The sequence below is a fragment of the Lihuaxuella thermophila genome, from assembly GCF_900110165.1.
Lineage (GTDB): Bacteria > Bacillota > Bacilli > Thermoactinomycetales > Thermoactinomycetaceae > Lihuaxuella > Lihuaxuella thermophila.
The window spans coordinates 162,500-186,162 of record NZ_FOCQ01000001.1 but is presented as its reverse complement, the minus strand read 5'-3'; the positions used below and the strand labels follow the sequence as shown (position 1 = coordinate 186,162).

The 23,663-nt window shown below is 49.4% G+C and carries 22 protein-coding genes and 1 riboswitch; of the genes, 3 read left to right on the top strand and 19 right to left on the bottom strand.

Features of this window, described 5'->3' with window-relative positions; translation table 11 throughout:
* The 8 genes from BMW55_RS00995 to BMW55_RS00960 all read right to left on the bottom strand — a co-directional run bounded on the left by BMW55_RS00995 (window position 1) and on the right by BMW55_RS00960 (window position 7,430).
* Complete coding sequence (locus tag BMW55_RS00995; protein WP_089964498.1) at window positions 1-687, bottom strand: class I SAM-dependent methyltransferase; 687 nt, start codon at window positions 685-687, stop codon at window positions 1-3.
* A 101-nt stretch (window positions 688-788) separates the two neighbouring features.
* Window positions 789-1,106, bottom strand: a complete 318-nt coding sequence (locus tag BMW55_RS00990) for a PQ-loop domain-containing transporter (protein WP_089964497.1) — start codon at window positions 1,104-1,106, stop codon at window positions 789-791.
* 97 nt (window positions 1,107-1,203) lie between these two features.
* The gene (locus BMW55_RS00985) at window positions 1,204-1,635 is read right to left on the bottom strand and encodes a hypothetical protein (protein ID WP_089964496.1); all 432 of its coding nucleotides are present in this window, start codon (window positions 1,633-1,635) and stop codon (window positions 1,204-1,206) included.
* A 156-nt stretch (window positions 1,636-1,791) separates the two neighbouring features.
* On the bottom strand, window positions 1,792-3,072 hold the full coding sequence (locus BMW55_RS00980) for a dicarboxylate/amino acid:cation symporter (protein WP_089964495.1): 1,281 nt from the start codon (window positions 3,070-3,072) through the stop codon (window positions 1,792-1,794).
* A gap of 228 nt (window positions 3,073-3,300) precedes the next feature.
* A complete protein-coding gene (locus BMW55_RS00975) occupies window positions 3,301-4,011 on the bottom strand; it encodes a response regulator (protein ID WP_089964494.1) in 711 nt (236 codons plus the stop codon).
* A complete protein-coding gene (dcuS, locus tag BMW55_RS00970) occupies window positions 4,008-5,612 on the bottom strand; it encodes a DcuS/MalK family sensor histidine kinase (RefSeq protein ID WP_089964493.1) in 1,605 nt (534 codons plus the stop codon). Before dcuS ends, BMW55_RS00975 begins: the two co-directional genes overlap by 4 nt.
* Window positions 5,613-5,768: 156 nt before the next feature.
* Entirely contained in the window at window positions 5,769-6,092 is a 324-nt protein-coding gene (gene sugE / locus BMW55_RS00965) for a quaternary ammonium compound efflux SMR transporter SugE (RefSeq protein WP_089964492.1), read from the bottom strand.
* A 71-nt stretch (window positions 6,093-6,163) separates the two neighbouring features.
* Window positions 6,164-6,263: riboswitch (guanidine-I (ykkC/yxkD leader) on the bottom strand.
* A gap of 63 nt (window positions 6,264-6,326) precedes the next feature.
* Entirely contained in the window at window positions 6,327-7,430 is a 1,104-nt protein-coding gene (locus BMW55_RS00960; RefSeq protein ID WP_089964491.1) for a citrate synthase/methylcitrate synthase, read from the bottom strand.
* Between the two features lie 123 nt (window positions 7,431-7,553).
* Here BMW55_RS00960 and BMW55_RS00955 point away from each other — a divergent pair, with 123 nt between their 5' ends.
* Window positions 7,554-8,447, top strand: a complete 894-nt coding sequence (locus tag BMW55_RS00955) for a LysR family transcriptional regulator (RefSeq protein ID WP_089964490.1) — start codon at window positions 7,554-7,556, stop codon at window positions 8,445-8,447.
* Between the two features lie 31 nt (window positions 8,448-8,478).
* Here the strand turns inward: BMW55_RS00955 and BMW55_RS00950 are convergent, their stop codons facing one another.
* Both BMW55_RS00950 and glsA read right to left on the bottom strand, forming a co-directional pair.
* The gene (locus BMW55_RS00950; RefSeq protein ID WP_244527391.1) at window positions 8,479-8,772 is read right to left on the bottom strand and encodes an Fpa/YlaN family protein; all 294 of its coding nucleotides are present in this window, start codon (window positions 8,770-8,772) and stop codon (window positions 8,479-8,481) included.
* 125 nt (window positions 8,773-8,897) lie between these two features.
* Complete coding sequence (glsA, locus tag BMW55_RS00945) at window positions 8,898-9,809, bottom strand: glutaminase A (RefSeq protein ID WP_089964731.1); 912 nt, start codon at window positions 9,807-9,809, stop codon at window positions 8,898-8,900.
* Window positions 9,810-9,914: 105 nt separating this feature from the next.
* On the opposite strand from glsA, the gene BMW55_RS00940 reads away from it, so the two are divergent.
* On the top strand, window positions 9,915-10,286 hold the full coding sequence (locus tag BMW55_RS00940) for a hypothetical protein (RefSeq protein ID WP_089964488.1): 372 nt from the start codon (window positions 9,915-9,917) through the stop codon (window positions 10,284-10,286).
* A 378-nt stretch (window positions 10,287-10,664) separates the two neighbouring features.
* On the opposite strand, the gene xylB is transcribed toward BMW55_RS00940, so the two are convergent.
* Window positions 10,665-12,164 carry a xylulokinase gene (gene xylB, locus BMW55_RS00935; RefSeq protein ID WP_089964729.1) on the bottom strand — a complete coding sequence of 500 codons (1,500 nt, stop codon included), beginning with the start codon at window positions 12,162-12,164 and terminating at the stop codon, window positions 10,665-10,667.
* Window positions 12,165-12,281: 117 nt separating this feature from the next.
* The gene (gene xylA / locus BMW55_RS00930; RefSeq protein WP_089964487.1) at window positions 12,282-13,595 is read right to left on the bottom strand and encodes a xylose isomerase; all 1,314 of its coding nucleotides are present in this window, start codon (window positions 13,593-13,595) and stop codon (window positions 12,282-12,284) included.
* A gap of 452 nt (window positions 13,596-14,047) precedes the next feature.
* Between xylA and BMW55_RS00925 the strand changes: the two genes are divergently transcribed.
* Window positions 14,048-14,419, top strand: a complete 372-nt coding sequence (locus BMW55_RS00925; RefSeq protein ID WP_089964486.1) for an iron chaperone — start codon at window positions 14,048-14,050, stop codon at window positions 14,417-14,419.
* A gap of 126 nt (window positions 14,420-14,545) precedes the next feature.
* On the opposite strand, the gene BMW55_RS19155 is transcribed toward BMW55_RS00925, so the two are convergent.
* From BMW55_RS19155 to BMW55_RS00890, 7 genes are all read right to left on the bottom strand, one after another.
* Window positions 14,546-16,612 (bottom strand): family 43 glycosylhydrolase, encoded by a 2,067-nt coding sequence (locus BMW55_RS19155; protein WP_170839657.1) that lies wholly within the window; start codon window positions 16,610-16,612, stop codon window positions 14,546-14,548.
* A gap of 155 nt (window positions 16,613-16,767) precedes the next feature.
* Window positions 16,768-18,516 (bottom strand): glycoside hydrolase family 2 protein, encoded by a 1,749-nt coding sequence (locus BMW55_RS00915; RefSeq protein WP_089964485.1) that lies wholly within the window; start codon window positions 18,514-18,516, stop codon window positions 16,768-16,770.
* Window positions 18,517-18,541: 25 nt separating this feature from the next.
* Window positions 18,542-19,348, bottom strand: coding sequence for a carbohydrate ABC transporter permease (locus tag BMW55_RS00910; RefSeq protein ID WP_089964484.1), 807 nt, complete (start codon window positions 19,346-19,348; stop codon window positions 18,542-18,544).
* Window positions 19,345-20,235, bottom strand: coding sequence for a carbohydrate ABC transporter permease (locus BMW55_RS00905; RefSeq protein WP_342027725.1), 891 nt, complete (start codon window positions 20,233-20,235; stop codon window positions 19,345-19,347). The genes BMW55_RS00910 and BMW55_RS00905 overlap by 4 nt, the downstream gene beginning before the upstream one ends.
* A 67-nt stretch (window positions 20,236-20,302) precedes the next feature.
* Window positions 20,303-21,574, bottom strand: coding sequence for an ABC transporter substrate-binding protein (locus tag BMW55_RS00900; protein ID WP_244527390.1), 1,272 nt, complete (start codon window positions 21,572-21,574; stop codon window positions 20,303-20,305).
* 303 nt (window positions 21,575-21,877) lie between these two features.
* The gene (locus BMW55_RS00895; protein WP_089964483.1) at window positions 21,878-22,795 is read right to left on the bottom strand and encodes an ArsR/SmtB family transcription factor; all 918 of its coding nucleotides are present in this window, start codon (window positions 22,793-22,795) and stop codon (window positions 21,878-21,880) included.
* A 340-nt stretch (window positions 22,796-23,135) separates the two neighbouring features.
* Complete coding sequence (locus BMW55_RS00890; RefSeq protein WP_342027724.1) at window positions 23,136-23,618, bottom strand: PaaI family thioesterase; 483 nt, start codon at window positions 23,616-23,618, stop codon at window positions 23,136-23,138.
* Window positions 23,619-23,663: the final 45 nt, after the last annotated feature.

Genomic DNA, 23,663 nt, shown 5'->3' with positions numbered 1-23,663 from the left:
CTAAAACACACGCCACCAAACCCCGGCACACTCCGGCAATTGAACAAGCCCCTCTTTCACAACCCGGTTTGCCAACTCATCCCCAAAGAAAAACCGGGTCAGATTTTCGGCTTCCGCCAAATCGGCAAACGCATAGTCCGTTCTGATCACAGTATGTGAAAAACCATATTCATTTTCTAACATGGTATAATACCCTCTCAGAAATTCGGGGGGATCCGGGGTCTCGGTTCCTGTCCCCATCGTTTCAAAAATGATCACGCTGCCGCCGGGCCTGAGCACGCGTTTGATTTCTTTCATCACCTGATCAATATTCTGTTTCCAGTTCGCTGCATTTGAACTGCCGAGATAGCAGATACTCCACCCCGAAACAATCAAATCCGCACTGTGGTCGGCAACGGGAAGCTGTCGATGGTCGGCAACTTCAACTTTCCAATTCGCCAAACCCATTTTCTTTAGCTTGGCCGCTGCGACATCCAGCATGGCTCGTGAGCGGTCAAGAGCCAGTACCGATTTCGCTTTTGGAGCCAACAGACAAGTCAGTCTGCCCGTCCCCGCCCCCAGATCAATGATATCCAATCCCTGGAACGGCTTGATCTTTACCAGCGTTTCATAAACACTTTTTTGCCTTGAAATCAAAAGGTCGTATGACTCAGCTTTCTCAGCGTAAATGATTTCATGATCCGGCATGGGTCAACCTCCCCGTCAACTTTTTCACCTTAAGCGTACAAGTTGACGTTACGTCAAGGTCAACCGTCAAAGATTCGCCGGGAATGAATACGGGTTAGCTGTTACTGCTTTCCTTGACCGGAATGATCATTTCGGGTACCGGGTTCCGTGAATCGTTTGTTGTACCGCAGGATGAGTACCACCATCCAGAGTACAACGAACAGGGACAGCGTGTTCGTCATCAAGAAAGCATACCCGACTCCTGAGAATGCCAGATTGAGGGCATATGCTTCCATCAAACTGATCCCTAAAAGAATAAGCAAGTAAGATTTGAGATTCAAATCCTCCACAGACTTCGTCCGAATGATTTGAACAATCTGGGGGATCCATCCTAATGAGAGGATCAAACCACCGATGATTTGCATCACTGCAAAGATCAAAATAAGATCACTCCTTATCAGTGATTTACTGAAAATTATCTCAAAGTATACAAAAGGCCCGCTCTCCTACCGGAGACGGGCGTTGAAGTTTCATCCCTTAATCACGCAGAGCGGCATGGATGACATTCATTTCCGAGGTGTCCAGGTTGGTGATTTTTACGGTATATTTCCCCGGCCTGAGTGACTCAAAGTAGCATTCTGCGGTCACTTCAAAGTCATAGCTATCCCCTATACAAGAATCGACGACTTGACCCTTCCGGTTGAACAGTTCAATGGTGTAGGAGCCCTGCCAGGGATCATTGCTCACCCTGCCGGAGGAAATATGAGTGATTTCAAGGACTTTCTGTCCTCTTTTCAGGAAAATCGGATCGGACTCAATAGACTCCCCTGGGTGCAAGACTCCTGATCCTGACCAGTAAACGGCGTTGGCATACATTTGTTTCGCTTCAACAACGGATGCCGCACCAAGACTAAATGCCAGAGCTCCTGCAAGCAAAAGCACGCCCAAACAGCGTAACCATGGCTTCATGAATGCTCCCCCTTTTGCAGTTTCTATCTATTTATTCGAACCCGCCCGGCATTTTGTGGTCAGAATTGACAAAAAATTAAATCATCCGGAGTGGAAAAAGGAGAAGCCAGTCTGCATGGGCGGACTGGCTTCTCCCGCGGGACAAAGTAATTCTACTTAGGATACATGGACTCTCACGGCGTCCGAAGAATCTTCATTTGTCTCAGCGGCTTGCCGGTGATCAGAGTTGAATTCATTTTCACTTTTGGCAATGACGACCGTGGCGATCCCGTTGCCGATCATATTGACGATTGCCCGGGCTTCGGACATAAAACGGTCTACACCGAGCAACAGCGCCAGCCCTTCCATGGGAATCACCTGCATGGCACTGAGAGTGGAGGCCAGCACGATAAACCCGCCGCCGGTGACGGTCGCGGCTCCCTTGGAAGTCAGCATCAGGATGGCGAGGATGGTCAGTTCCTGCGTGAGAGTCAGGTCGACTCCGCTTACCTGGGCCAGAAAGACGACGGCCATGGTCAAATAAATCGAGGTGCCGTCCAGGTTAAAGGAATAGCCTGTAGGCAGAACCAGCCCCACCACCGACTTGGAACATCCGTACTCTTCCATCCGTTTCATCATGCGGGGCAACACGGATTCGGACGAGGAAGTACCCAGCACGATCAACAGTTCCTCTTTAATGAACTTCAGATAATTCCACAGACTGAAACCGTACATTTTACAGATCAGATTCAACACGACGAACACAAACAAGAACATCGTGATATAGACGGAAAGCATCAACTTTCCCAGCGGGATGAGGGACGACAGACCAAACTTTCCGATGGTGTAAGAGATGGCGCCAAACGCCCCGATCGGTGCTACCCGCATCACCATGTTCACGATTTTGAAAAATACTTTGGCGATCCGGTCGAACAGGTCGATCACCGGTTGTCCCGTTTTGCCGAGCGCCGCCAAAGCAAATCCGAACAGCACGGCGAAAAAGACAACCTGCAGGGTATCCCCTTTTGCAAAGGCATCCACCATATTGGAGGGGACGATATGAACGAGGAAGTCGACAAGATTCATTTTTTCCCCTTCGCTGACATACTCGGCCACCTGCTCGTTGCCTTTGGACGGATCCAGCTGGACCCCTTCGCCGGGTTTCACCGCATTAGCGACGATCAAACCGATGACCAGGGCTAGGGTGGTAACGATTTCAAAATAGAGGAGCGCTTTTCCTCCCACTCTGCCCACCTTTTTCATATCACCCATTTTGGCGATCCCGATGACGATGGTAAAGAAGATAATCGGGGCAATCACCATCTTCACCATGTTGATAAAAACGTCTCCGAGCGGTTTCATCGCTTTCGCCGTATCCGGCGCAAGGATACCGAGGATAATCCCGACGGTGATGGCACTCAAGACTTGAAATGTTAAATTTTTGAATAATTTCTTCATTCTGCTCTAACCTCCCTGAATGTCAATCGATCCATGTTGGAGCATTTTAGATGAGTCAGGTAATCAGGCCAAAATGGATTCCATCTTTCATACCGGATTGGTAACCGCTTTCAATCCGACAAATTTGTCTATTATGTTACGTGATGACGCCGATTTCGTATATTATATGAAACTAAGAAAACCATTTTGTAACTAAAGTAATCAAGGCGCCCGGTTACACCCAGGCGCCTAGAGATAAGGGTCAATTCTATCGAGATTAAATTCATTTACATAATATTGATAGACCGGACGTCCCACCGTTCCGTAGGCCAGATCAATCGACACAAAACCGATTCCCGTTAAAAATTTCAAATACTTGCGAATGGACACGCGGGATATTCCAACCTGATTGGCCAGCGCTTCCGCGGTAAATCTTTCTCCTTTCATTTCCAAGATTGAATCGACCACGCGCTTCAGGGTCTCTTGCGTCAAACCTTTCGGAAGCTGCCGGTGATCCGCCCCTGTTTTGTTCGGATGAAGCAACAGCTGATCCAGTTCCTCCTGGCTTAGCTCCTCTTGTTCTTTCATGATTTCATGTTCGGTCCGGTATATCTTTAAAGCAGCGTTTAATCGCTCAAACTCAAAGGGCTTGATCAAATAATCGACGGCACCGAGCCGCAGCGCTTTTTTGATGGACGGGATATCATTGGCGGCGGAAATGACGATGACGTCGATACTTTTTCCTTCCTTTCGGATCTCTGTCAACAACTCTAACCCGTTTTTTCCCGGCATATAAATATCCAACAAGACCAGTTCTACCGGATGTGTTTCCAAAAACGCCCATGCCTCCGATACATCGGAGACAATCCCGGCACACACAAAGCCCGGAATGGAGTCCAGGTAGCGTTTATTGATTTCCGCTACCATCGGGTCATCTTCCACAATCAACACTCGTATCACTGGTTCTCATCCTTCTCTTCGTACGGCAGTTTTACCGTAAACGTCGTCGATTGGGCATCTGACGTCAAAGCCAATTCCCCCCCTAATTCCTGAACACTTTTGCGAACCAAAAACAATCCGTACCCGCGATTCTTTCCTTTGGTTGAAAAACCTTTTTCAAAAATTTTCTCTCTCAGTTCTTCCGGGATTCCCCTTCCGTTGTCTTTGACGGATAACACAAATACCGATCCGTCATACCCGAGAGAAACATCAATCTCTTTCTTTTCGTTATTTTCCAACGCTTCAATTCCGTTATCGATCAAATTGCCGAAAATCGTAATCAGATGATGGATGATTCCGGGGTCTGCGGGAGACGGCAATGTACACTCCCCTGAAATGTTCAATTTTACGCCTTGCTCTCTGGCATAGCTCAATTTGCTGAGCAGAAATCCCGCCAGGACGGGGTCTTTGACAAGGCGCGTCACGGAACCGACTTCCATTTGGTAAAGATCAGTAATTTGACGAATGTAGTCGGACAATTTCTCGTACTCTCTGATTTGCACCATACCCAAAATCACATGTAATTTATTCATAAATTCATGTGTTTTCACCCGGAGTGCTTCTGCATACATCTTCACGCCTGTCAATTGTTCCGCCAATTGTTTTAATTCCGTTTTGTCCCGGAAGGTGGCGACGGCCCCGATCACTTGATTTCCGACTGTGATCGGCACGCGGTTCACCACAATGACCATCCCGTTTAACTGCTGCTCCTGGTCGTACTCAGAGGTTCCGCTTTTCAAAACCCGGGGCAAACCGGAGCCCGGCAGGTAATCTTCCGCCTTTTTCCCGATGGGGTCCTCATAGATTCCCGCCTTTCGAAACATCCGGACCGCTTCGGTGTTAGCCACAACGATCCGGCCATCCCGGTCCACCCCCAAAATCCCCTCACGAACCGATTCCAGCATGGCATTTCGCTCTTGGAATAAACTCGCAATCTGAAAGGGCTCCAATCCTAAGAGAACCGTTTTGATTTTTCTCGCCAATACCAGCGCACCCAGGATGCCAACCGGGATTCCGAACCCGATTCCGATGTACACGATCCGGGTACTCTTTGCTACCGCCTCTTCGATATGATTCAACATGATACCGACAGCGACGACACCAATCTGTTTCCCGTCAGCATTACGGATCGGCTCAAAGGCACGCAAAGATGTTCCGAGCGTTCCTCTGGCAACAGAGATATATTCTTTCCCGTGCAAGGCATTTACTTCATCCCTGCCCACAAATCGCTTCCCTATTTTGTCCGGATCGGGATGCGATTTGCGGATGCCGTTCATATCCATCACGACAATAAACCGGACGTTCGTCATGTGTTGAATTTGACTGGTGAAGGACTGGATTTCCGCTTGGTCCCGTTTTCCTTCCAGCGCTTCGATCACGAGCGGCGAATGTCCCACGATCTTCGCAATGTCCATCGCTTTCTCGGACAGGTTTTCCTTCGTTTGATCCGCGATTTCTTCGGCGATCAAAAGCCCGGTGACGGACAAGGACAAAATCACGACGATACAAACAAAAAGAGCGATGGCCGAATGCAGTCGGATATATTTCTTTTTTTTCCTCATATTTACTCCCCGAAGTTTTATGGAAAAGATACGGCTTCTTCCTGGGCTTATTATCATTGTAACTTTTGCCCGGCATAAGGGTAAAGAAAGTCCCCTGTCCGGGGACGACCAAAAAATGGTGCACCCGTGTCAGGGGACTGTTTGACTTTCATTTGCTCAGTGGGCAGGTGAAGTCAATTTTAAGCCGATGATCCCCGTCAAAATGAATGCCAGAAAAACCATCCGGGTCCAATCGCGCGGTTCACCAAAGAGAATCATGCCTAAAATAACAGCACCCAATGCTCCGATTCCCGTCCAAACGGCATAGGCGGTCCCGATCGGCAATGTCTTCGTAGCCAGCGACAGAAAATAAAAACTGATCACCATTCCGATGATGGTTATGATCGAAGGGTATAAACGCGTAAACCCATGGGTATATTTCAAACCAATCGCCCACACGACTTCAAAGATTCCCGCGATCAACAGATAAATCCAAGCCATTTAAAGCCACTCCTTTGATGGTTAGTATTCCGCCGCTCAACTAAAAAACCCGGAGAAGATATCTCAAGATATCCTCCCGGGCTTTTGTCCCTCCGTGTACACAGCCGAAGCCGTGCGTTTTCTCTCGGACCTGACCAGTTCTGATACTGCGGAACCCTAGAAAACCTTGAATATGCGTTTTAAATGAAATTATTTAGCAACCTGTATGATTTGTCAAGATAATAGATATGGATATTAATTATTTCGTATCCGCTCATTTTTGGGTCCAATATAGCGGGAGCTGGGGCGAATGATGCGGTTGTTGGCCGCCTGCTCCAGGATGTGCGCGATCCAGCCTGCCGTTCGGCTGACGGCAAAAGTGGGAGTATAAAGTTCTCTCGGCAATTCAATCGCCTTTAAGATGGCCGCTGTGTAATATTCGACATTGGTGTGTATTTGCCGGTTGGGCTTTACTTCCCTCAAAACGGCGAGCGCTATTTTTTCCACCTCCACCGCCAGCTGAAACCAAGGCTCTTCGCCCGCACCTGCCCGGACCACTTCCCGGAGCGCTTCGGCGCGGGGATCGGTGGTCTTGTAGATGCGGTGACCGAATCCCATCAACTTTTCACCGCCGAGAAGCCGCTCTCTGATCCAGCTTTCCGCCCGCTCTACCGATCCGATTTTGTCCAGCATATCGTCCACATGGGAGGGGGCTCCTCCGTGAATAGGCCCTTTGAGTGCGCTTAAAGCTGCGATAACCGCTGAAGCCAGGTCGGTTTCGGTCGAAGCAGCCACCCTGGCCGTAAATGTAGAGGCATTCAACCCGTGTTCCGCCGTAAGGATCCAATACGCCTCCAGTGCTTTGACATGGGCGGGCAGAGGTTCTGTACCCTTCAGCATATAAAGATAATTGGCGGCGAAAGAAAGATCCTCCCTCGGCTCCAGCATGGTTTTGCCCTGCAGACTCCGTGTTCGGGCGGCGATAATGACCGGAATCGCTGCCAGCAGTTTGATTCCCTTTTCCGCTGTGGGAGGCCATAGAAAAGAAGAATCCCCCAGTGAAGAGAGGATGGTGCGAATCACGCTGATCATGTCGATCTCGGGAGAAAGCAGCCGGATCATCTGCCTCTGGCGGTCCGATAAACAGCCGGATCCAAATTTCCGACGCCACCGGTCCAATTCCGAAGGTTCGGGAAACTCTCCGTTCCATAACAGATAGACGACCTCTTCAAACGTATGCCGTACAGCCAGCTCATCAACGTTCCATCCCCGGTATATTAATGTGCCCGCTTGTCCGTCAATCTCCGATATTTCCGTATCCGTCACCACAACACCGTCTAATCCCGGATTCACCCTCACCTGTATCCCCCCAAGAGTTGAATTTATGTTTATGATAATATGTGAATCACGAAAAATCTAATTTATTATTTTGATAAATTTGATAAAATAGTGTTATCAGACGAAGATAAGGGGAAAACATCGATGAATGAACAACAGCTGATCACCTTTATCGAAGTGGCACGTAAGCGGCACTTCCGCCTAGCGGCGGAATCCCTGAAGCTCACCCAACCGGCGGTCAGCGCACAAATCCGCAGCCTGGAAGATGAGCTGGGAACAACTCTTTTTTATCGCAACCAAGTAAAGCTGACGCCGAGCGGTGCACTCTTCCTGCCCTACGCGCATCAAATCCTTGATCTGATCAGAGAAGGACGGGAAGCTGTTTCCGAACATGAACAGAAGCCGCCCGGACCGCTCAAGATCGGGACGACCTCTTGCTTATCAATGGCCATCCTGCCCCGTTTAACCAAATACTTTCATACCAATCATCCGAATTTACCCTTAAGGCTCCTCACCCTGCCCTTTGAGCAGATCTCCCAGCAGTTGAACGATGGGCAGATCGACTTGGGGATCGCGTACAAAATGAGGCATATCCCGGGCCATATCGAAACACGGACGTTATTCTACGACTCCTTCTCCCTGATCACGTCCGTTCATCATCCGTTGGTGAATAAAGGTTATCTCACCCCTGAGCAGATGGAAGAGCTGCCGATGATTTCTTTTGCTCCGATGACGGCGGAGCGAAATATGCTGGATGAACTGCTCAGTCAGTACGGGATCGAACCGCAAATTGTCATTGAACTTTCCAGCGTGGAAGAAATAAAGCAATTAGTGGCGGACGGGTATGGGACCGCTTTAATTCCCACTGTCTGCCTGGATTCCGGCGGAGGGAAACTTCGGCGGATCCGGGTCACGCCGTTTGATCATTCCTTCCCTGTTCTTCTCTATTATCCCGCCAAACGCTATCAATCCCGGGTCATGCGGCAATTGATCGACGATATCAGCGGAATTTACCCCGCTGACCTCCATGAAACATAAAAAAGACTCCAAAAGCGGAGTCTTGTACCTGTTATTCTCCTACGGATGCGGGAAGAATCTTGGTATACAAATCTGCCAATTTCCGTTCCAAATCGTGAATGATCTGCTGACCTTGCTCTCTTTGGATGAGTCCGGCACGCACAGCAAAGTCAATTTCTCTGGAAAGGCCAAACATTTGTGTATCCAACACTTCTTCATACAAAGGACATTTCGGCAAAGTCAGATTATCCAGTTGAACCGCAATCAATTGCGCTATTTTCTCAGCATCTTCCTGCAACAGCTGCAGAGCTTTCAAGTTCAAATCGGCCTTTGTCGGTGTGGTCAAAGCAAACCCCCCCATCGACCGTTCCAATCGGTTTGCTTAAAACGGCCCTTGATCCGAGATACACTAAACTTAGTTTATCACGATCGTCCATTCATTGCAAAACCCAAGTCCCGCTTACGAAAAAGTTAAAAAATGCTCAGGTTCCATTCTCTGGATAAATCTTCCAAAACGGCAACTCCACCGATACTGTTCCCTTTTTTGTCGAGAGCAGGCCCGAATATGCCGATTCCCATCCGCCTGGGAACAGAGGCCAAAATGCCCCCTGAAACCCCGCTTTTCGCCGGAATCCCGACTTTGATGGCAAATTCGCCGGACGCATTATACATCCCGCAGGTTACCATAAACGTTTTTACCAGCCGGGCGATCGACGGGGGAATGAGTTGTTTTCCGCTATACGTGCGTCCGTACTGCGCTAGACAAAAACCCATCTTCGCCAGATCCACACAATCGACGCCGATGGCACACTGGCGCAGATATACCTCCAGCGTTTCGTCCACATCGTCAATCAGCCCCAACTCGCGTAAGAAATGAGCTAAAGCCCTGTTGCGATGGGCATGTTCCCACTCGGACCGGAACACTTCCTCGTTGATTTGAATTTGGTCATTTTCCGCCATCTCCCTGACCAGATAAAGCAGCCGGCCGACCTTCTCGGAAACGCTGCTCCCTTTGATCAGAGAACTGACTATCATGGCTCCGGCGTTGATCATCGGGTTGAGGGGTTTGGCGTGAGAAAAAACCTCCATCTTATATATGGAGTTAAACGGATCCCCTGTCGGTTCCATGCCCACCTTATCAAATACTTCTTGTTCACCGCAGTCCATAATGGCCAAGATCAGGGCAAACACTTTGGAAATGCTCTGAAGGGTGGAATGGACGGGGCAGTCACCCGCACTCACGATTTCCTGATCCGTCGAGATCACCGTAATTCCCAGACTGAGCGGATTTTGTTCCCGCAAGATGGGAATATATCCCGGCACTTCTCCTTCCCGGCACTTGGGCCGGTGTTTTTCAATTAATTGATCCAGCAGCTCCCGCATCCTCCCGCTCCTTCCAATCACAAACTTTTTATTATCATCCCCTTTTTCGGTCCGCTTATTTTCCATCTTCATTCTTTTCCGCTATAATGAATGATGGTGATCTTTATGAACTCTGTTATTCTCGTTACGGGAAAAGTGAAATTTCGCATTACTTTGGACCCTTCCATCTGGATTATCGACGACCGCAAGTTTCCGCTCAGTGACCGCATTCCGGGTACGGAAGGATTGGCCGTCGAACTGGGGCCTTTTTTAACCAACGCCGAACCGGACCCGGCAGCCACCCACGTCATCTGCCATCGCTCGCAGGGAAAGCCCGTTACGCTCACGATGGAGGAAGCGCATTCGGCTCTGATGTGCTTTGCCAAAGAAAACAAGCCGATTCGGGAAGGCGGGCCCGCTCTTCTCTATTTGGCGGATGGCAGCAACAAAGAACAGCCGGTCGATTTTCTCACGCAATTGGAAGTTGTCGCACTTTAAGATTTGCGAACTGGAATTCTCCCCTTTTCAATGAGGTAGATGAAAGTGAGCGTTGCTCGGTATCCCTCTAGTGAGAATGCTTAGAGCAACTGTATAAATGTGAATATGGAGTGCGGAAACACTATAAACTATCATACGAGCGAGAACTCGAAAAACTTAACGAATCTTGGGCATGGAACGTGCCTTCGTGGAGAATGCGACGTTGGTCCGGTTCAATGAAACGAGAAGCTTGCCGTTTCCATGGCGATGTAGTTCACGATGAAAAAACTGGAGGAAATCTGCATCCTCCAGTTTTTTTTCAAATGTAGAAGATCATCTTCCCGACCGTTCCCGGATGGTATTCCTCATCCGCTTGCCGTTTCCGGTTGTTGAGGGGGGCTACTTGCGAAATTCCTTTAGTTGCCGCGAGAGCGCGCGGGTGTTTTCATATACATCCCGGTAAACGGCAAAGAGTTGGCGATACTGTTCAACGCTTTCCGGACGGGGTTGGATCACCTGCCCGACTTGAACAAAAGCGGCGGCGCATTCCTCAAGCGAATCGAACCAACCGCATCCGCATGCAGCGATCATGGCTGCACCCATTCCCGGCCCCTGTTCGTTTTTCAGCTTCACAACCGCGGCATCGAACACGTCTGCCTGGATTTGCAGCCATTCGCCGCTTTTGGCGCCGCCGCCGATGGATACGACGGACTCCACCGACTTGCCGCTTTGCTTCAGGATTTCGATCGATTCATGCAATGAAAAGGTAATGCCCTCGATCACGGCACGGGCAAACTCCCATTTTGTGTGGGAAGCGTCGATTCCGATAAAAGAACCCCTGATGTCCCCGTCCGCGTGCGGCGTGCGCTCTCCGACCAGATAAGGGGTAAACAGCAAACCTCTTGCCCCAACCGGAACCCCGACCGCCTGCTTGACCAACTCGCCAAACGAAATATCCCCGTCGAAGGTGCTTCTGAACCAGTCCAGGCTATACCCGGCGGCTAATGTAACTCCCATGAGATAATAAGCGCCCGGTTTGGCATGATTAAAATAATGAACTTCGCCCGAAAAAACCCTCTCCCCGGTACTTTCATAGGAAAGAACGACTCCCGATGTGCCGATGCTGCACATCGTTTTCCCCTCCGACAAAACTCCGGCCCCAACCGCTCCGCAAGCGTTATCCGCCCCGCCGGCAAACACTTTCGTTGTGGTTGAAAGTCCCGTTTCTTCTGCAACCTCAGGGCGGATCGTGCCGACAAACGCCTCTGATTCAACCAATGGGGGACATATGTGCGAATCAAGCCCCAGTTTTTCCAACAAGTCGCTACTCCACACTTTTTTGGCGATGTCGAGCAGCAAAGTGCCGGCCGCATCCGAATAATCCATCGCGATCTGGCCTGTCAGGCGGAAACGGACATAATCTTTGGGAAGCAAGAAAACTCTGGCCCGCTTGTACAGATCCGGTTCATGCTTTTTTACCCATAATAATTTGGGCAGAGTGAATCCTTCCAACGCACGGTTCTTGCAGATGGCAAGCAGCGAATCTTTCCCGATCACCGCTTCAATTTCACGACATTCTTCACTCGTTCTCGTGTCGTTCCACAAAATCGCCCTTCTGAGCGGGCGGGCCTGTTCATCCAATAAGACCAACCCGTGCATTTGCCCGGAAAAACTGAGTCCCTTGACGGCATCGGGCCTCACTCCGGACTTCTGGATCAGCTTTTTTAATGCTGCCAGCGTTTTCCCGACCCAATCCTCCGGATTCTGTTCACTGTACCCGGATCGATCATGGTACAGCGGATAAGACTCCGAGCAGTCGGCTTTCACCCGGCCGTTTCGGTCCACCAGCAAAACCTTGACCGCGCTGGTTCCGAGATCAACCCCGATGACATATTCCATGGGATCCATCCTTCCCGCCTCACTTCGTTTGAATCCGCTTTTTCTCACAGAGACAGCCCCCTGCCCGGCCATGCAACGAAACGTCAGGAACCCTCGTGTCCGGCGAAAACAACCGTTTTATTCCGCCTCCAGAATATACTGGTTTAAAACGGAACGCAGCATTTCCTGCCGACCGGATACATACCGGATTTCCGTTTGGAAGGCATGTTGCTCAAGTTTGTGAAAGTCGGCTTGTCCGTTCACGATTTCAAGTCCGATGCCGCTGGTGTAACTTTGATACTTTTGTTCAATGAATGAATCAAACACCCGGTCCTCAATCAGGCGATGTGCCACTTTCAAACCAAACGCAAAACTGTCCATTCCGGCGATATGACCGTAAAAGAGATCGATCGGTTCAATCGAGGTGCGGCGCACTTTGGCGTCAAAATTGAGTCCCCCGGAGCCCAATCCCCCGTTTTTCAAAATTTCATACATCGCCAGGGTGGTCGTATACACATTCACAGGGAATTCGTCGGTATCCCAGCCCAGCAACAAATCCCCCTGGTTGGCATCCACCGATCCCAACAATCCGTTGATCCGCGCATAGCGCAATTCATGTTCAAACGTATGACCGGCAAGGGTGGCATGGTTCGCTTCGATATTCATTTTGAAGTGATCGAGCAGATCGTATTTCTGCAGGAAAGCATAAGCAGCGGCAACATCATAGTCATATTGGTGTTTCGTCGGTTCTTTCGGTTTGGGTTCAATCAGGAACTGACCCGTAAAACCAATTTCCTTCGCATAATCGACCGCCATGTGATAAAACCGCGCCAGGTTGTCGAGTTCAAGCTCCATATCCGTGTTCAGGAGCGTCTCATAACCTTCCCGGCCTCCCCAGAACACGTAGTTCTTCGCATTCAATTCTTTGGCGATGTCCAATTGCTTTTTCACTTTGGCGGCTGCATAAGCGAAAACATTGGCATCACTGGAAGTGGCGGCTCCATGCATAAACCGGGGATGGCTGAACATGTTTGCCGTATTCCACAGCAATTCAACCCCTGTGTCTTGCATATAAGACTTCATGAGACTGACGATTTCATCCAAATATTTGTATGTTTCACGCAAATGGTCGCCTTCCGGTGCAATGTCGACATCGTGAAAGGTGAAAAACGGGACGCCCAACTTCTCAAAAAACTCAAATGCTGCTTCCAGCCGCGCTTTGGCCAGATCCATTCCGCGGTAACCATTCCACTTCCGAACCATCGTCGGATGGCCGAACGGATCGGTTCCTTCCATTGTGAATGTGTGCCAATAAGCGACTGAAAAACGCAACCACTCCTTCATCGTCTTATCCCCGACCTTCTCCTCAGGATGATAATATTTGAAGGCCAACGGATTTTTTGATCTCTTTCCTTCAAAAGCGATTTTTGTAACCCCGGAAAAATAAGACATGTTGAGGATCCCTCCCGTTTTTCTCAGAGATGAATCGGATGTGCCATCAAACACTTCTGTCTGAAGCAACGGAAGACTATAAAGATTATCCTATTTCAGTTTGTTTATCCTATAAACTAAGTATAAAGAGTAAAAGAAAGCGCTGTCAATAAAATAAATCAAAGCACCAATCGCTTGTCTCAATGATGGTTCCATTCCCTGATACCTCTATCTCTATAAAAAAGTTGGTCTATCATCCAAGACCTACTTTTTGGACATTTCCAGGGGTGTGTAACTCCGGAAGCGGGTACTGCGTTCGACAGTAAAGATGTAAAGACGTTCCTCTTTTTTACATTTGAAGCCATCTTGACTAAAATAATAGTTGAAAACAAGCGGTTCTGTGAGGAGTTTTAACGACGAACGGGTTTGAGGAACTTCTGAACGATATAATTTTTATTTTAGGAGGGAACAACATGGAAGTTTTTGCGGAATATTTAGCGCGTATTGATAACCCGCAGCATCGGGCCCGAACGGAAGAAGTTTTGACCTGGGTAACGAAGAAATTCCCATATTTAAAGCCGAAAATTGCGTGGAATCAGCCTATGTTTACCGATCACGGCACATTTATTATTGGCTTTAGCGTAGCCAAACATCATTTGGCTGTTGCCCCTGAAACGGCAGCGATTCATCATTTTTCTGAGGAAATTGTGCAGGCCGGCTATGATCACACCAAGAATTTGGTACGTATCCCGTGGGATCGTCCGGTTGATTTCTCATTACTTGAGAAAATGATCGAGTTTAATATTTTGGATAAGGCAGATTGTCCAACTTTTTGGCGGAAATAGAAAAAATAGGATAATCCTTAGAGACTCCTCATTGCGTTTGAAGGCCTTTTGGATCAAAAGATAGCCACTCAATAAAATAAGAGGTGTTGGCACACCCCTTCATCAATCGCGAATGATTATCCTCCACTACTGTGGTTCCTTCTCAATTTTAAAGAAATCAAACTTGGCTGGTATATTTCTTCCACTTACCGGAGAGATCGCAAACAACCCGATTTGTTCTTTTCCATAGGATGCGTCAAACGGTATACCGACGGAATTCCATTCTTGTCCGTTCCCGCTCGCGAAGAAGGTATAGGTGGTTCCTGTCTTTCTTATCTTCAGATACACATCATCCCCGATTTCATTTGCAGTTTGAGCCGAGAAATAGCGGCCTTCCGATTCCATGGCCGTTTCAAATACTTTCCGGTCCGTATATACAAAAGCAAGCTTCAGAAAGTTATCCGGTCCGTTCCAGACGGTAAGTCCAGCCTGCTCAAAGCCTCTTCCGGGAGAGAAATTCAGCTTGGCAGTAAACTCGTAGTCTCCCTTGGGAGCCTGGCGCAGGAAATAACTCAACGGTTGATTGCGCCCTTGATAAACATCAGCATCCTGGGTGGTGAGGGTCAAATACCCTTTGTTCTCCGTCAATGACCAGAAGTCGGGATTCTCCTGCCCTTCACCAGGTCCCACGATCCAATGCTTGCCGAGAACCGGGTCATTGAAATTGTCTGTCATGGGACCCGCTTTACTTCCTTCTGAAAGCTCGCTGTCAGTTGGAAAGCGTGTCGGTTTGGTACCGGGGAACACATCCAGACAATCAACCTCTGCATAGCCCACTTTTTTCGTAAACCGAACTTTGTTTGCCCCTGCTTCCAGATACACATTGGCGGTTGCCATACCCCAATGGTTCCAACCGGAATTTATCACGTAAACATTGGTTCCGCTCTCCCCATTCACCTGCAGGGAATCCAGCGCCCATTCACCTAGACCGGTTCCCGTGCGGGCAGCCAGGATATAGTAGCCGGCTCTCTCAACACTCACGGTAAACTCGATATAACTGTCGGGGTTATCTTTATACCCTACTTTCTTGCCTCCGGAAGCGGTCACCTCATCAACGACTCTTGGACCGTTGCCCAGCACCGCATCTTCAGCTTCATACCGAACCCGGGACGGTTCCCCGGATGGCAGCTGGATTGGAACATTCGGGTTTGCCGGCGTTCCCAAGTTCGGCGTGTTATCAGGATTCCAGGTAAATTTTTGTGCCCGAATATTGCGGTTCCATCCGGCTCCCTTATATCGGGCAGTGTGATAAATCATCCAGTCTTCACTGCCGTCGGGGGATTTCACAAAACTGTTATGGCCTGGTCCGTAGAGTCCGTTTCCACTTTGGAAGATCGGAGTATTCTTCTTCGTCCAGGAGGACGGATCCAGCAAGTTACTGGAAACAGAAGCTGTAATCAGCCCCAGACAGTAAGTATCTGTCCAGCTTCCGCTTGCCGAATAAACCAGATTGATCGTATCCCCCTTAATGATCACTTCCGGACCTTCGTTTACCTGGGGATTGGTATTGGTCTCCCAATGGTAAGAGGGGGTTGAAATCAGCACCCTCTCCGAACCAATCGTCCAGGGATTGGCCATTTTGGCAATATAAAGATTTTGTTTGACATTTGTTGTGCCCTCCCAGCCGGACCAGATGAAATATTTCGTTCCCCTCACTTCGAAAACCGTTCCGTCAATGGCCCAGCGGTCAGTCGGATCGGAAATCTTTCCTTTGAAGGTCCATGTTCCCGAGAAAGGATCCGCGCTCTCATTCTCAAGTACATACATCCGGTGATTCTCATTGTGGCCATCATCCGCCGCAAAGTAGATGTACCATTTGTTATCCAAATAATGAAGCTCTGGCGCCCAAATATTCCGGCTATAGGAAGTGTTGGCGGGCGGAGTCCAGACCACTTTGGCGTCTCCCGCATCCACCCCGGTGATGGTCCTGGATCTCCAGAGGGTCACATTGCCGCCGGTCGTCTTTGTAAAGTAGTACCAACCATCCGAATGTTTGATCATCCAGGGATCGGCACCCTCTTGCATCAACACGTTATAAAAGTTATTCACTTTAGACATCTGCCCTTGAGCAACTCCTTGGGGAAATGTAAAGGAAAGAGCCAACGCCAACGTCAACAATGCGTAAAACAGTTTCTTCACAACCGACTTGTTCATACAAATCCCCCTTGTTCGGCAATCCGATCCATACACGGCCGATCTTCCTTATTCTGCAAGGTCCCTTCAATGGGATGTTTTGTTTACCCTGCTTGGGCGTTTTACGGGGAAGGATAACGCCGCAGAACGGCGCGGTCCCACGGCGTTATGGCCTGTCACTCTTTGGATTTGTTTCCTTCATTGATCTGTCTGATCAGTTCGGGCGGCACTTTCGGTTGGCGGTCGTAGGTGAGCAATCCATTGATCTCTTGCTCCACATCGGTTAATTGTGTGTAACAATACCCTTGGACGACCGGGGAGTCAAGCAGCGGCTGGATGACGTTCTTCACGCGATTCACGAAGTCATCCTCATCTTTGGCCTCTGAGTAACCCCAGCCTTCCCGGTCGCCCGTTTTAAAAGAGATCCCGCCAAATTCGGACACGATGATCGGCTGCCCCTCGTGAAGGTACCCAAATGCATACAACGGGCGGTTGGCGGGCATCGCCGACAAGGTGTTCTCCTCGCTTCGGTAGCGCTCGTCCAGCACTTCCCTGCGCCATTCATAATCGTGGATCGTCAGCAAGTCGGATCGGGTGTGCTCCCATCCGTCATTGGAGATGACCAGGCGGGTCGGATCGAGAGACTTGGTCAAATGGTACAGGGACAAAGAATGATGCTGTTGGCAATCGTTCAGTTTGATTTGGGGAACCCCCCAACTTTCATTGATTGGCACCCAGGCCATGATACACGGATGATTGTAATCCCGTTCGATCACCTCCAGCCACTCCCCCGTCATCCTGGTCACATATTCCTCTGAATATTGGTAAGCGTTGGCCATTTCGCCCCACACCAGCAGTCCCAAGGTATCACACCAGTACAAATAGCGCGGGTCCTCGACTTTTTGGTGTTTGCGCGCGCCGTTAAAGCCCATCGCTTTCGTCAGTTCCACATCCCGCTTTAAATCTTCGTCTGTGGGGGCCGTCAAAAGACCGTCCGGGAAATACCCTTGATCCAGCACCATCTTCAAAAAGAAAGGTGTATTGTTAAGGCACAATTTCCCGTTATGGATCGAGATTTTACGCATGCCGAAATAGCTTTTCACGCGGTCAACAACTTCCCCATCGCGAACAAGTGTAAGTTCTGCGTCATAGAGATGGGGCGATGATGGCGTCCACATGCGGTGGTGTTCAAACGTTTTCCAGTCGGAAAGCGTAATCTTCCGCTCTTCCACCGGATGCCGCACCTGGATGATGTCTTCGGCCACCGGCTCACCCTTAAAGGAGATGCAAATCTTTAAGTTCGTATGTGTCCCCTGTTCAAAGCCCTTAAGTATGCATTTAATCCCAATTTGTCCCGTATCAATGTCCGGCGTGAACTTTACTTTTTCCAAATGCGTTTCCGCCACCGCTTCCAGCCAGACCGTTTGCCAGATGCCGGTGGTACGGGTGTAGAAAATACCTTCGGATTGCTCTTTCCAGTACTGTTTCCCCCGGGGCAGCGTCACATCGCGGCTGAAATCCTCCGCCCGCACTACCAGAATGTTCTCCGCTTGCAATTCATCCGTGATGTCGACGGAAAACGGAGTGTGACCTCCTTCATGTTCCTTCACCAACTGGCCGTTCAGCCAGACTTTTGCCGCGTAATCGACGGCGCCGAAATGGAGGAGCACTCGCTTGCCAAGAAACGATTCGGGCAGGGAGAAGGTCCGGCGGTACCAAACGACATCGTGAAAGCCGGGGTCGCCGATTCCGCTCAATTTGCTTTGATAACAAAACGGAACTTGGATTTTCAATGGGAAATCATATTGTCTGTACCATTTGTCCCGCAATCCGATTTTCCCGTCATCAAAGGCGAATTCCCATTCACCGTTCAGGTTCAACCAAGGGTCTCTTACAAATTGCGGTCTCGGGTATTCTTTTCGCATCTGATTTCTCCCCTCTTTGTCCGGTTCATCCTTTTAATCCGGTTAAGCTTACTCCTTTGACGATTTGTTTTTCAAAGATGAGGAACAGCAGGATAATCGGAATGGATGAGAGCGAGTTGACCGTCATGGGAATGACATAATCCCGTGTATACCCGCTCATCAGGGTGGGTACTCCGATCGGCAACGTGAACAATTCGGATGAAGATACGCAAAGATAAGGCCATAAGAAACTATTCCACGAACCGATAAACGTCAGGATGGCAATGGACGACATCGCCGGTTTGGTCAGCGGCAAGACGATCCGGCTGTAGATCGTCCACAAACCCGCCCCGTCCAACTCGGCGCTTTCCAACAGTTCTCCGGGCAGGGCGTCATAAAAACTTTTCAACACGACGACGGCGAAGGGTGAGGCGATCGCCGGAAGAATCAATCCGGAATAACTGTCAAGCAAGTGCAGGTCCTTCACCACCTGATACAATGGGATGATGGTCGCTTCGCCGGGAACCATCAAGCCGGCTAAAACAATCATATACACGAGCCGTTTGAACCGAAACCGGAGGACCGACAGCGCAAACGCAGCCATCGAGCTGAGCAGCACCACCAGCGCCGTTGTCGCGGTCGCGACGATGAAGCTGTTTCCCGTCCAAGTCAACAACGGTGTTTGGGCCAACACCTTCTTGTAACTGTCCAGCGAATAAGGGGGCAAAAACCAGTCGAACACGCTGTCCAGCTTAAAGCCTTCCACCTTGACGGATACGGCCAGCATCCAGATGACCGGAACAAGGAAGATCAAGGCCAAACAGATCGAGAGGAAACGGTAAATCCATTTCATGCCGGTGTTCCCCCTTCCGCTCGTTGGTTCCATTTCATATGGATGAGGGATAAGATCAGCAGGATGAGAAACAGCACATAAGACATCGCGGCCGCATAACCCAGGTTATTGTTTTTGAATCCTTCTTCGTAGATGTACTGGATGATCGGCCTTGTCTGGTTCAACGGCCCCCCTTTGGTGATCAGCCAAATTTGCGCGAACACTTTGTAGGAGGCGATCAACTGCAATAACAGGATCGTGCTGGTAATCGGCCTTAACGATGGCAAGGTGATATACCAAAATAACTGCCTGTCCGTCGCTCCGTCCAGTCGGGCTGCTTCGTACATGGAATCCGGAATATCCTGCAAAGCGGACAAATACAAGATCATGTTGATGCCCACTGTCCACCACAGCGTTACTGCCACCAAGACGAGCCAGGCGTTGGTTTCATCTGTCAGCCAAAAAATCTCTTTGTTTTCGGGCAAAACATGAAGCCACTTTAGCACGTTGTTGACCAGGCCCGTGTATGGCCTGAACATGAACAGCCCGACATAAGAAATGACCGTGACGGACAGCACGCTCGGGAGGAAGAATACGCTCCGGTAAAAGGTCTTCAGCCGTGAATTCCGGTTGGCGACCAATGCCAACCCTAAAGCCAATACAATCATCGTCGGGGTGCTCAAAATAACAAAGTATGTCGTGTTCCAGAGCGCATTCCAAAATTCCGGATCGCGCATGATCTGAACGTACTGGTCCAAACCCACAAAATGCAGTTTCGCGATCAGCGTCCATTTATACAAGCTCATTTGCAGCCCCTTCAGCATGGGCAACAGGGTGAACAAAACATAAGCCACAAAAAACGGAAGCAAAAAAAGGAAAGCGAACATCCCCTCCCGTTTGCCATTCACAAGGAATCCCCCCTTCACAAGTCTCCCGCGAACCCGGACGATCCGTGCCCGCGGGGAATAGGGCCGGTCACTTTTGGAGTAAATCGTTCACCGTTTTTTCCATATTCTCAATCGCTTGTTCCGGTGTGAGTTTGTTCTGGAGACAAGCGTCAAAGTTTTTGATCATCGCTTGGTCGCGGATGGACCAGTTGTTGTCGGAGTGTTTGCTGAAGACGACATGGCTGGCCACACTGACATAATCGCTGCGGTAAGGAAGCTTTTTGAACTCCGGTTTTTCCAAAATGGCCGGTTTGCTGGGGATGTGTCCGGCTTGCGCCCAGATGTGACCGTTGTCGGCTACCCAGTTGGCAAACGTCAGTGCCGCTACTTGTTTCTCTTCATCCGCATTTTGGCTGACCGGCAAAATCAAGGTATGCGAATCCCCCCAGGTCGCCTCTTTGCCGAAGATCGCGGGCAGCGGTGCGGCACCGAAATCCAATCCTTTGGTTTTCTCCCACATCCCGGTCGCCCAAACGCCGGTGATCATGACGGCCGCTTTTTGGTTTTGGAACGTTTTGTAGAAATCCGGGTCATTCAGCTTGACGAATTTGTTCGTGAACAAATCCTTGATAAAGCTGAGAGCCTTCAACGCTTTCTCTTTATCTACGCTCGCCGTTTTCAAATCATCGGCAACCACATCATTGCCTCCGAGTTGGGAATACAACGCCCACCACAAGCGGTAAATGTCTTGTCCGCCTGTGGGCTGGGCCAACGGCGCCACATCGGACGGCAATTTTTCTTTCAAGGTGGCGAAAAATTTCACAAACCCTTCCGGAGTGGGTTCCAATATGGGTTTCCCTTGACCGTCCAACAAACCGGCTTCTTTCAAATATTTTTTATTGTAATAAAGAATCAATGGATGCGTGTCGATCGGAACGGCGTAATGCCGGCCATCATAAACAATTGATTTCAAAATATTTTGATTAAAGGATGCCCAGTTCACGTTGGCTTTGCCCGCCAACTCATCCAAGGGGACAGCCAAGCCCTGGTTCACCAATTCCGGCAGCTTGGACGTGTGGGAAACAGCCACATCGGGTCCCTTGCCCGCCGACACTGCGGTCATCAGCTTGGTGTAATAATCATCCCAAGAGATCTTTACGTTTTTCACCTGGATATGGGGATGGGTTTTGTTAAATTGTTGGATCAGTTGGTTCATGTAATCCCCATCGCCTCCGTCAAACAGGGTCCAGTAAGTGAGCTCCACCTTTCCGTTGTTTGCCGGATCCGCTTGGGAGCATCCCGCCAATCCCACCATTGCCAGGACCATGAAACTCAGCACAAGCATGCCTATCCTTTTCACTGACAGCCCTCCTTGCTGATTTAGGAAAGTGTTTTTATACAATTTTTTTATAATAAAACAATTCCGTTGATATAATCATAGAATGTAAGCGTTTTCTAGTCAATTAATTTTCTAATATTTCAATAACATTTTAGTATTTCGCCTATTTGTTCCATGATTATTGAAACAAAAAAATCTACCCGCTCTTGCGGGCGAAATGGAAGGGGGCAGGTCGCTGAACATCAGCTTAACGGGGCTCGCGCCAAGCTGATACAGGCAACAACCTCTCCGTGCAATCTCCTCAAGGTCCATTTGCCATTACTCCTAAGTCGAATAGTATACTTCTATCAGGATATCTTGTTCATAATCCCCGAACTTTTTCCCGAACAGATTGATGCCGCCCTTATGAATCGCGTCCGGTTTGATGCCGATCCGCATCGTGACGTAATGGGAATTCAACAGACCCAGGTCCCGAACTGTAACCTTGCTGATCTCCGTATTGTCAATCAAGGTTTTGCTTCCGTCTATTTTCCATGTTTTCAACAAGCCGTACTGCGTGCATGTGTCGCTCCACCACGCCGGATTCAATTTCCCGCGCCGATCGCCGAAGTCCCCGGGTGACCGCCAGGTTCCCACTTCAATTCCGTTGACCCACATGGTCATGTCGGACGGCCAGTCATTGTCGTAATTGGGCGCTTCGGAACACAATTCCATCGTGAATTGGATTGACCTGATCTCCGCAGTCGGGGGGAGGCTCAACGGAAACTTATACTCCACATAACCGGTACGAAACCACAGGAGTTGCGCCTTGACCCGCTCCGGATACAAAAACTGCAGCGGATCATCTTCTGACAAAAACGACTCTTCATCCGCCATTCCGCACGTCGGGATGACATGGCAATCGCTGAAATGGCCGATCGGCATCTCCATGCGGTAACATTCGATTTGGGGTGGGGAATCAAGCGGTCTCAGAATCATGTGCACATCATCAAAATTGCGACTGCAGACTTTCATCGCCCCGCGCGAAGCCGGCTGCAATTCGGTCAGGATTAATTTGGCGTTTTCCAGCACCTTCACGTTGGTGGCAGCCGTCGATACAGGGATTTGCAAGGCCTTGGCCAATTCGATCACGTTCATGTTCCGTTCGTTCAACAGCTTCAACATATCGACGCGAATTTCCGAGGACAAGGCGTGGGCCACTTTGATCAATTCTTCCGGATCATTGATGCTCAAGCGTAACATACGTTTTCTCCTTCCCTCCCGCCAAAAAAGCTTCATACTTTAGATTTTAATACATTAATTTTGAAATATTAAGCGCGTTTTTCGATCTTCACTGCCCTCAGAGCGGTTCTATTCGGCTATTTATGAAAAAAACGATTGAAAATACATCTCCGTGGTTAACCCATAGCCGACCCACAGATGACCACCTCAGAGAGATTCGTACCATGAAACATTTCCAATCTGCCATTGCAATGCAAAACCCAGCTCTCCAGTCATTCCCTCTTGAAGAGCTGGGTGGCAAAGGGTGGGCGTGAACGGCACCAATAAAATCCCCAGACTTTCGTTTGCTATTTTGCTCATCTTATCTGGCTTTGATCATATAAAAGGTACCCGTTGCGTAAACAATCAACCTGCCTTTATCATTCTTAATTTCACAAGCCGCCGTCGCCAAGGTTTGTCCCATGTGCAGCAATTTGGCGCGGGAGATCAGGTATTCTCCGCGGCCGGGGGCTAAATAATTCACTTTCATCTCTGCCGTCACCGCCCCCCCATACCCCTCGGGCAATCGCTGATTGATGAGGGATCCCATGGTGGAATCGGCCAGAGATGCGGTGATTCCCCCATGAACCATTCCGGCCCGGTTCATCATAAACGAAGTGATGGGCACGCGAAATTCATACTCATCCTCAGCGACAAATCTCCCCTTTAAGCCCATAAATCCCGATAGATAGGCGCTTTTCCTTTCCCTTTTCTGCCGGATGGCCTGTACGGCCAGGGCTAATATCTCTTTTTCTTCCTCCGTTCCCTCTTCACACAGTTTAAGAAGCTCTGCCGACAGTTCCAACGTTTTTACCTCCAGATCAATCAGATCGTTGATAGTAAAGGCTTC

Excerpts from the sequence above, each read along its gene's own strand:
- BMW55_RS00995 (WP_089964498.1), bottom strand. The coding sequence starts at position 687 with ATGCCGGATCATGAAATCATTTACGCTGAGAAAGCTGAGTCATACGAC.
- BMW55_RS00985 (WP_089964496.1), bottom strand. The coding sequence starts at position 1,635 with ATGAAGCCATGGTTACGCTGTTTGGGCGTGCTTTTGCTTGCAGGAGCT.
- BMW55_RS00980 (WP_089964495.1), bottom strand. The coding sequence starts at position 3,072 with ATGAAGAAATTATTCAAAAATTTAACATTTCAAGTCTTGAGTGCCATC.
- dcuS (WP_089964493.1), bottom strand. The coding sequence starts at position 5,612 with ATGAGGAAAAAAAAGAAATATATCCGACTGCATTCGGCCATCGCTCTT.
- sugE (WP_089964492.1), bottom strand. The coding sequence starts at position 6,092 with ATGGCTTGGATTTATCTGTTGATCGCGGGAATCTTTGAAGTCGTGTGG.
- BMW55_RS00955 (WP_089964490.1), top strand. The coding sequence starts at position 7,554 with ATGAATGAACAACAGCTGATCACCTTTATCGAAGTGGCACGTAAGCGG.
- glsA (WP_089964731.1), bottom strand. The coding sequence starts at position 9,809 with ATGCGGGAGCTGCTGGATCAATTAATTGAAAAACACCGGCCCAAGTGC.
- BMW55_RS00940 (WP_089964488.1), top strand. The coding sequence starts at position 9,915 with ATGAACTCTGTTATTCTCGTTACGGGAAAAGTGAAATTTCGCATTACT.
- xylB (WP_089964729.1), bottom strand. The coding sequence starts at position 12,164 with ATGGAATATGTCATCGGGGTTGATCTCGGAACCAGCGCGGTCAAGGTT.
- xylA (WP_089964487.1), bottom strand. The coding sequence starts at position 13,595 with ATGTCTTATTTTTCCGGGGTTACAAAAATCGCTTTTGAAGGAAAGAGA.
- BMW55_RS00925 (WP_089964486.1), top strand. The coding sequence starts at position 14,048 with ATGGAAGTTTTTGCGGAATATTTAGCGCGTATTGATAACCCGCAGCAT.
- BMW55_RS19155 (WP_170839657.1), bottom strand. The coding sequence starts at position 16,612 with ATGAACAAGTCGGTTGTGAAGAAACTGTTTTACGCATTGTTGACGTTG.
- BMW55_RS00915 (WP_089964485.1), bottom strand. The coding sequence starts at position 18,516 with ATGCGAAAAGAATACCCGAGACCGCAATTTGTAAGAGACCCTTGGTTG.
- BMW55_RS00910 (WP_089964484.1), bottom strand. The coding sequence starts at position 19,348 with ATGAAATGGATTTACCGTTTCCTCTCGATCTGTTTGGCCTTGATCTTC.
- BMW55_RS00895 (WP_089964483.1), bottom strand. The coding sequence starts at position 22,795 with ATGTTACGCTTGAGCATCAATGATCCGGAAGAATTGATCAAAGTGGCC.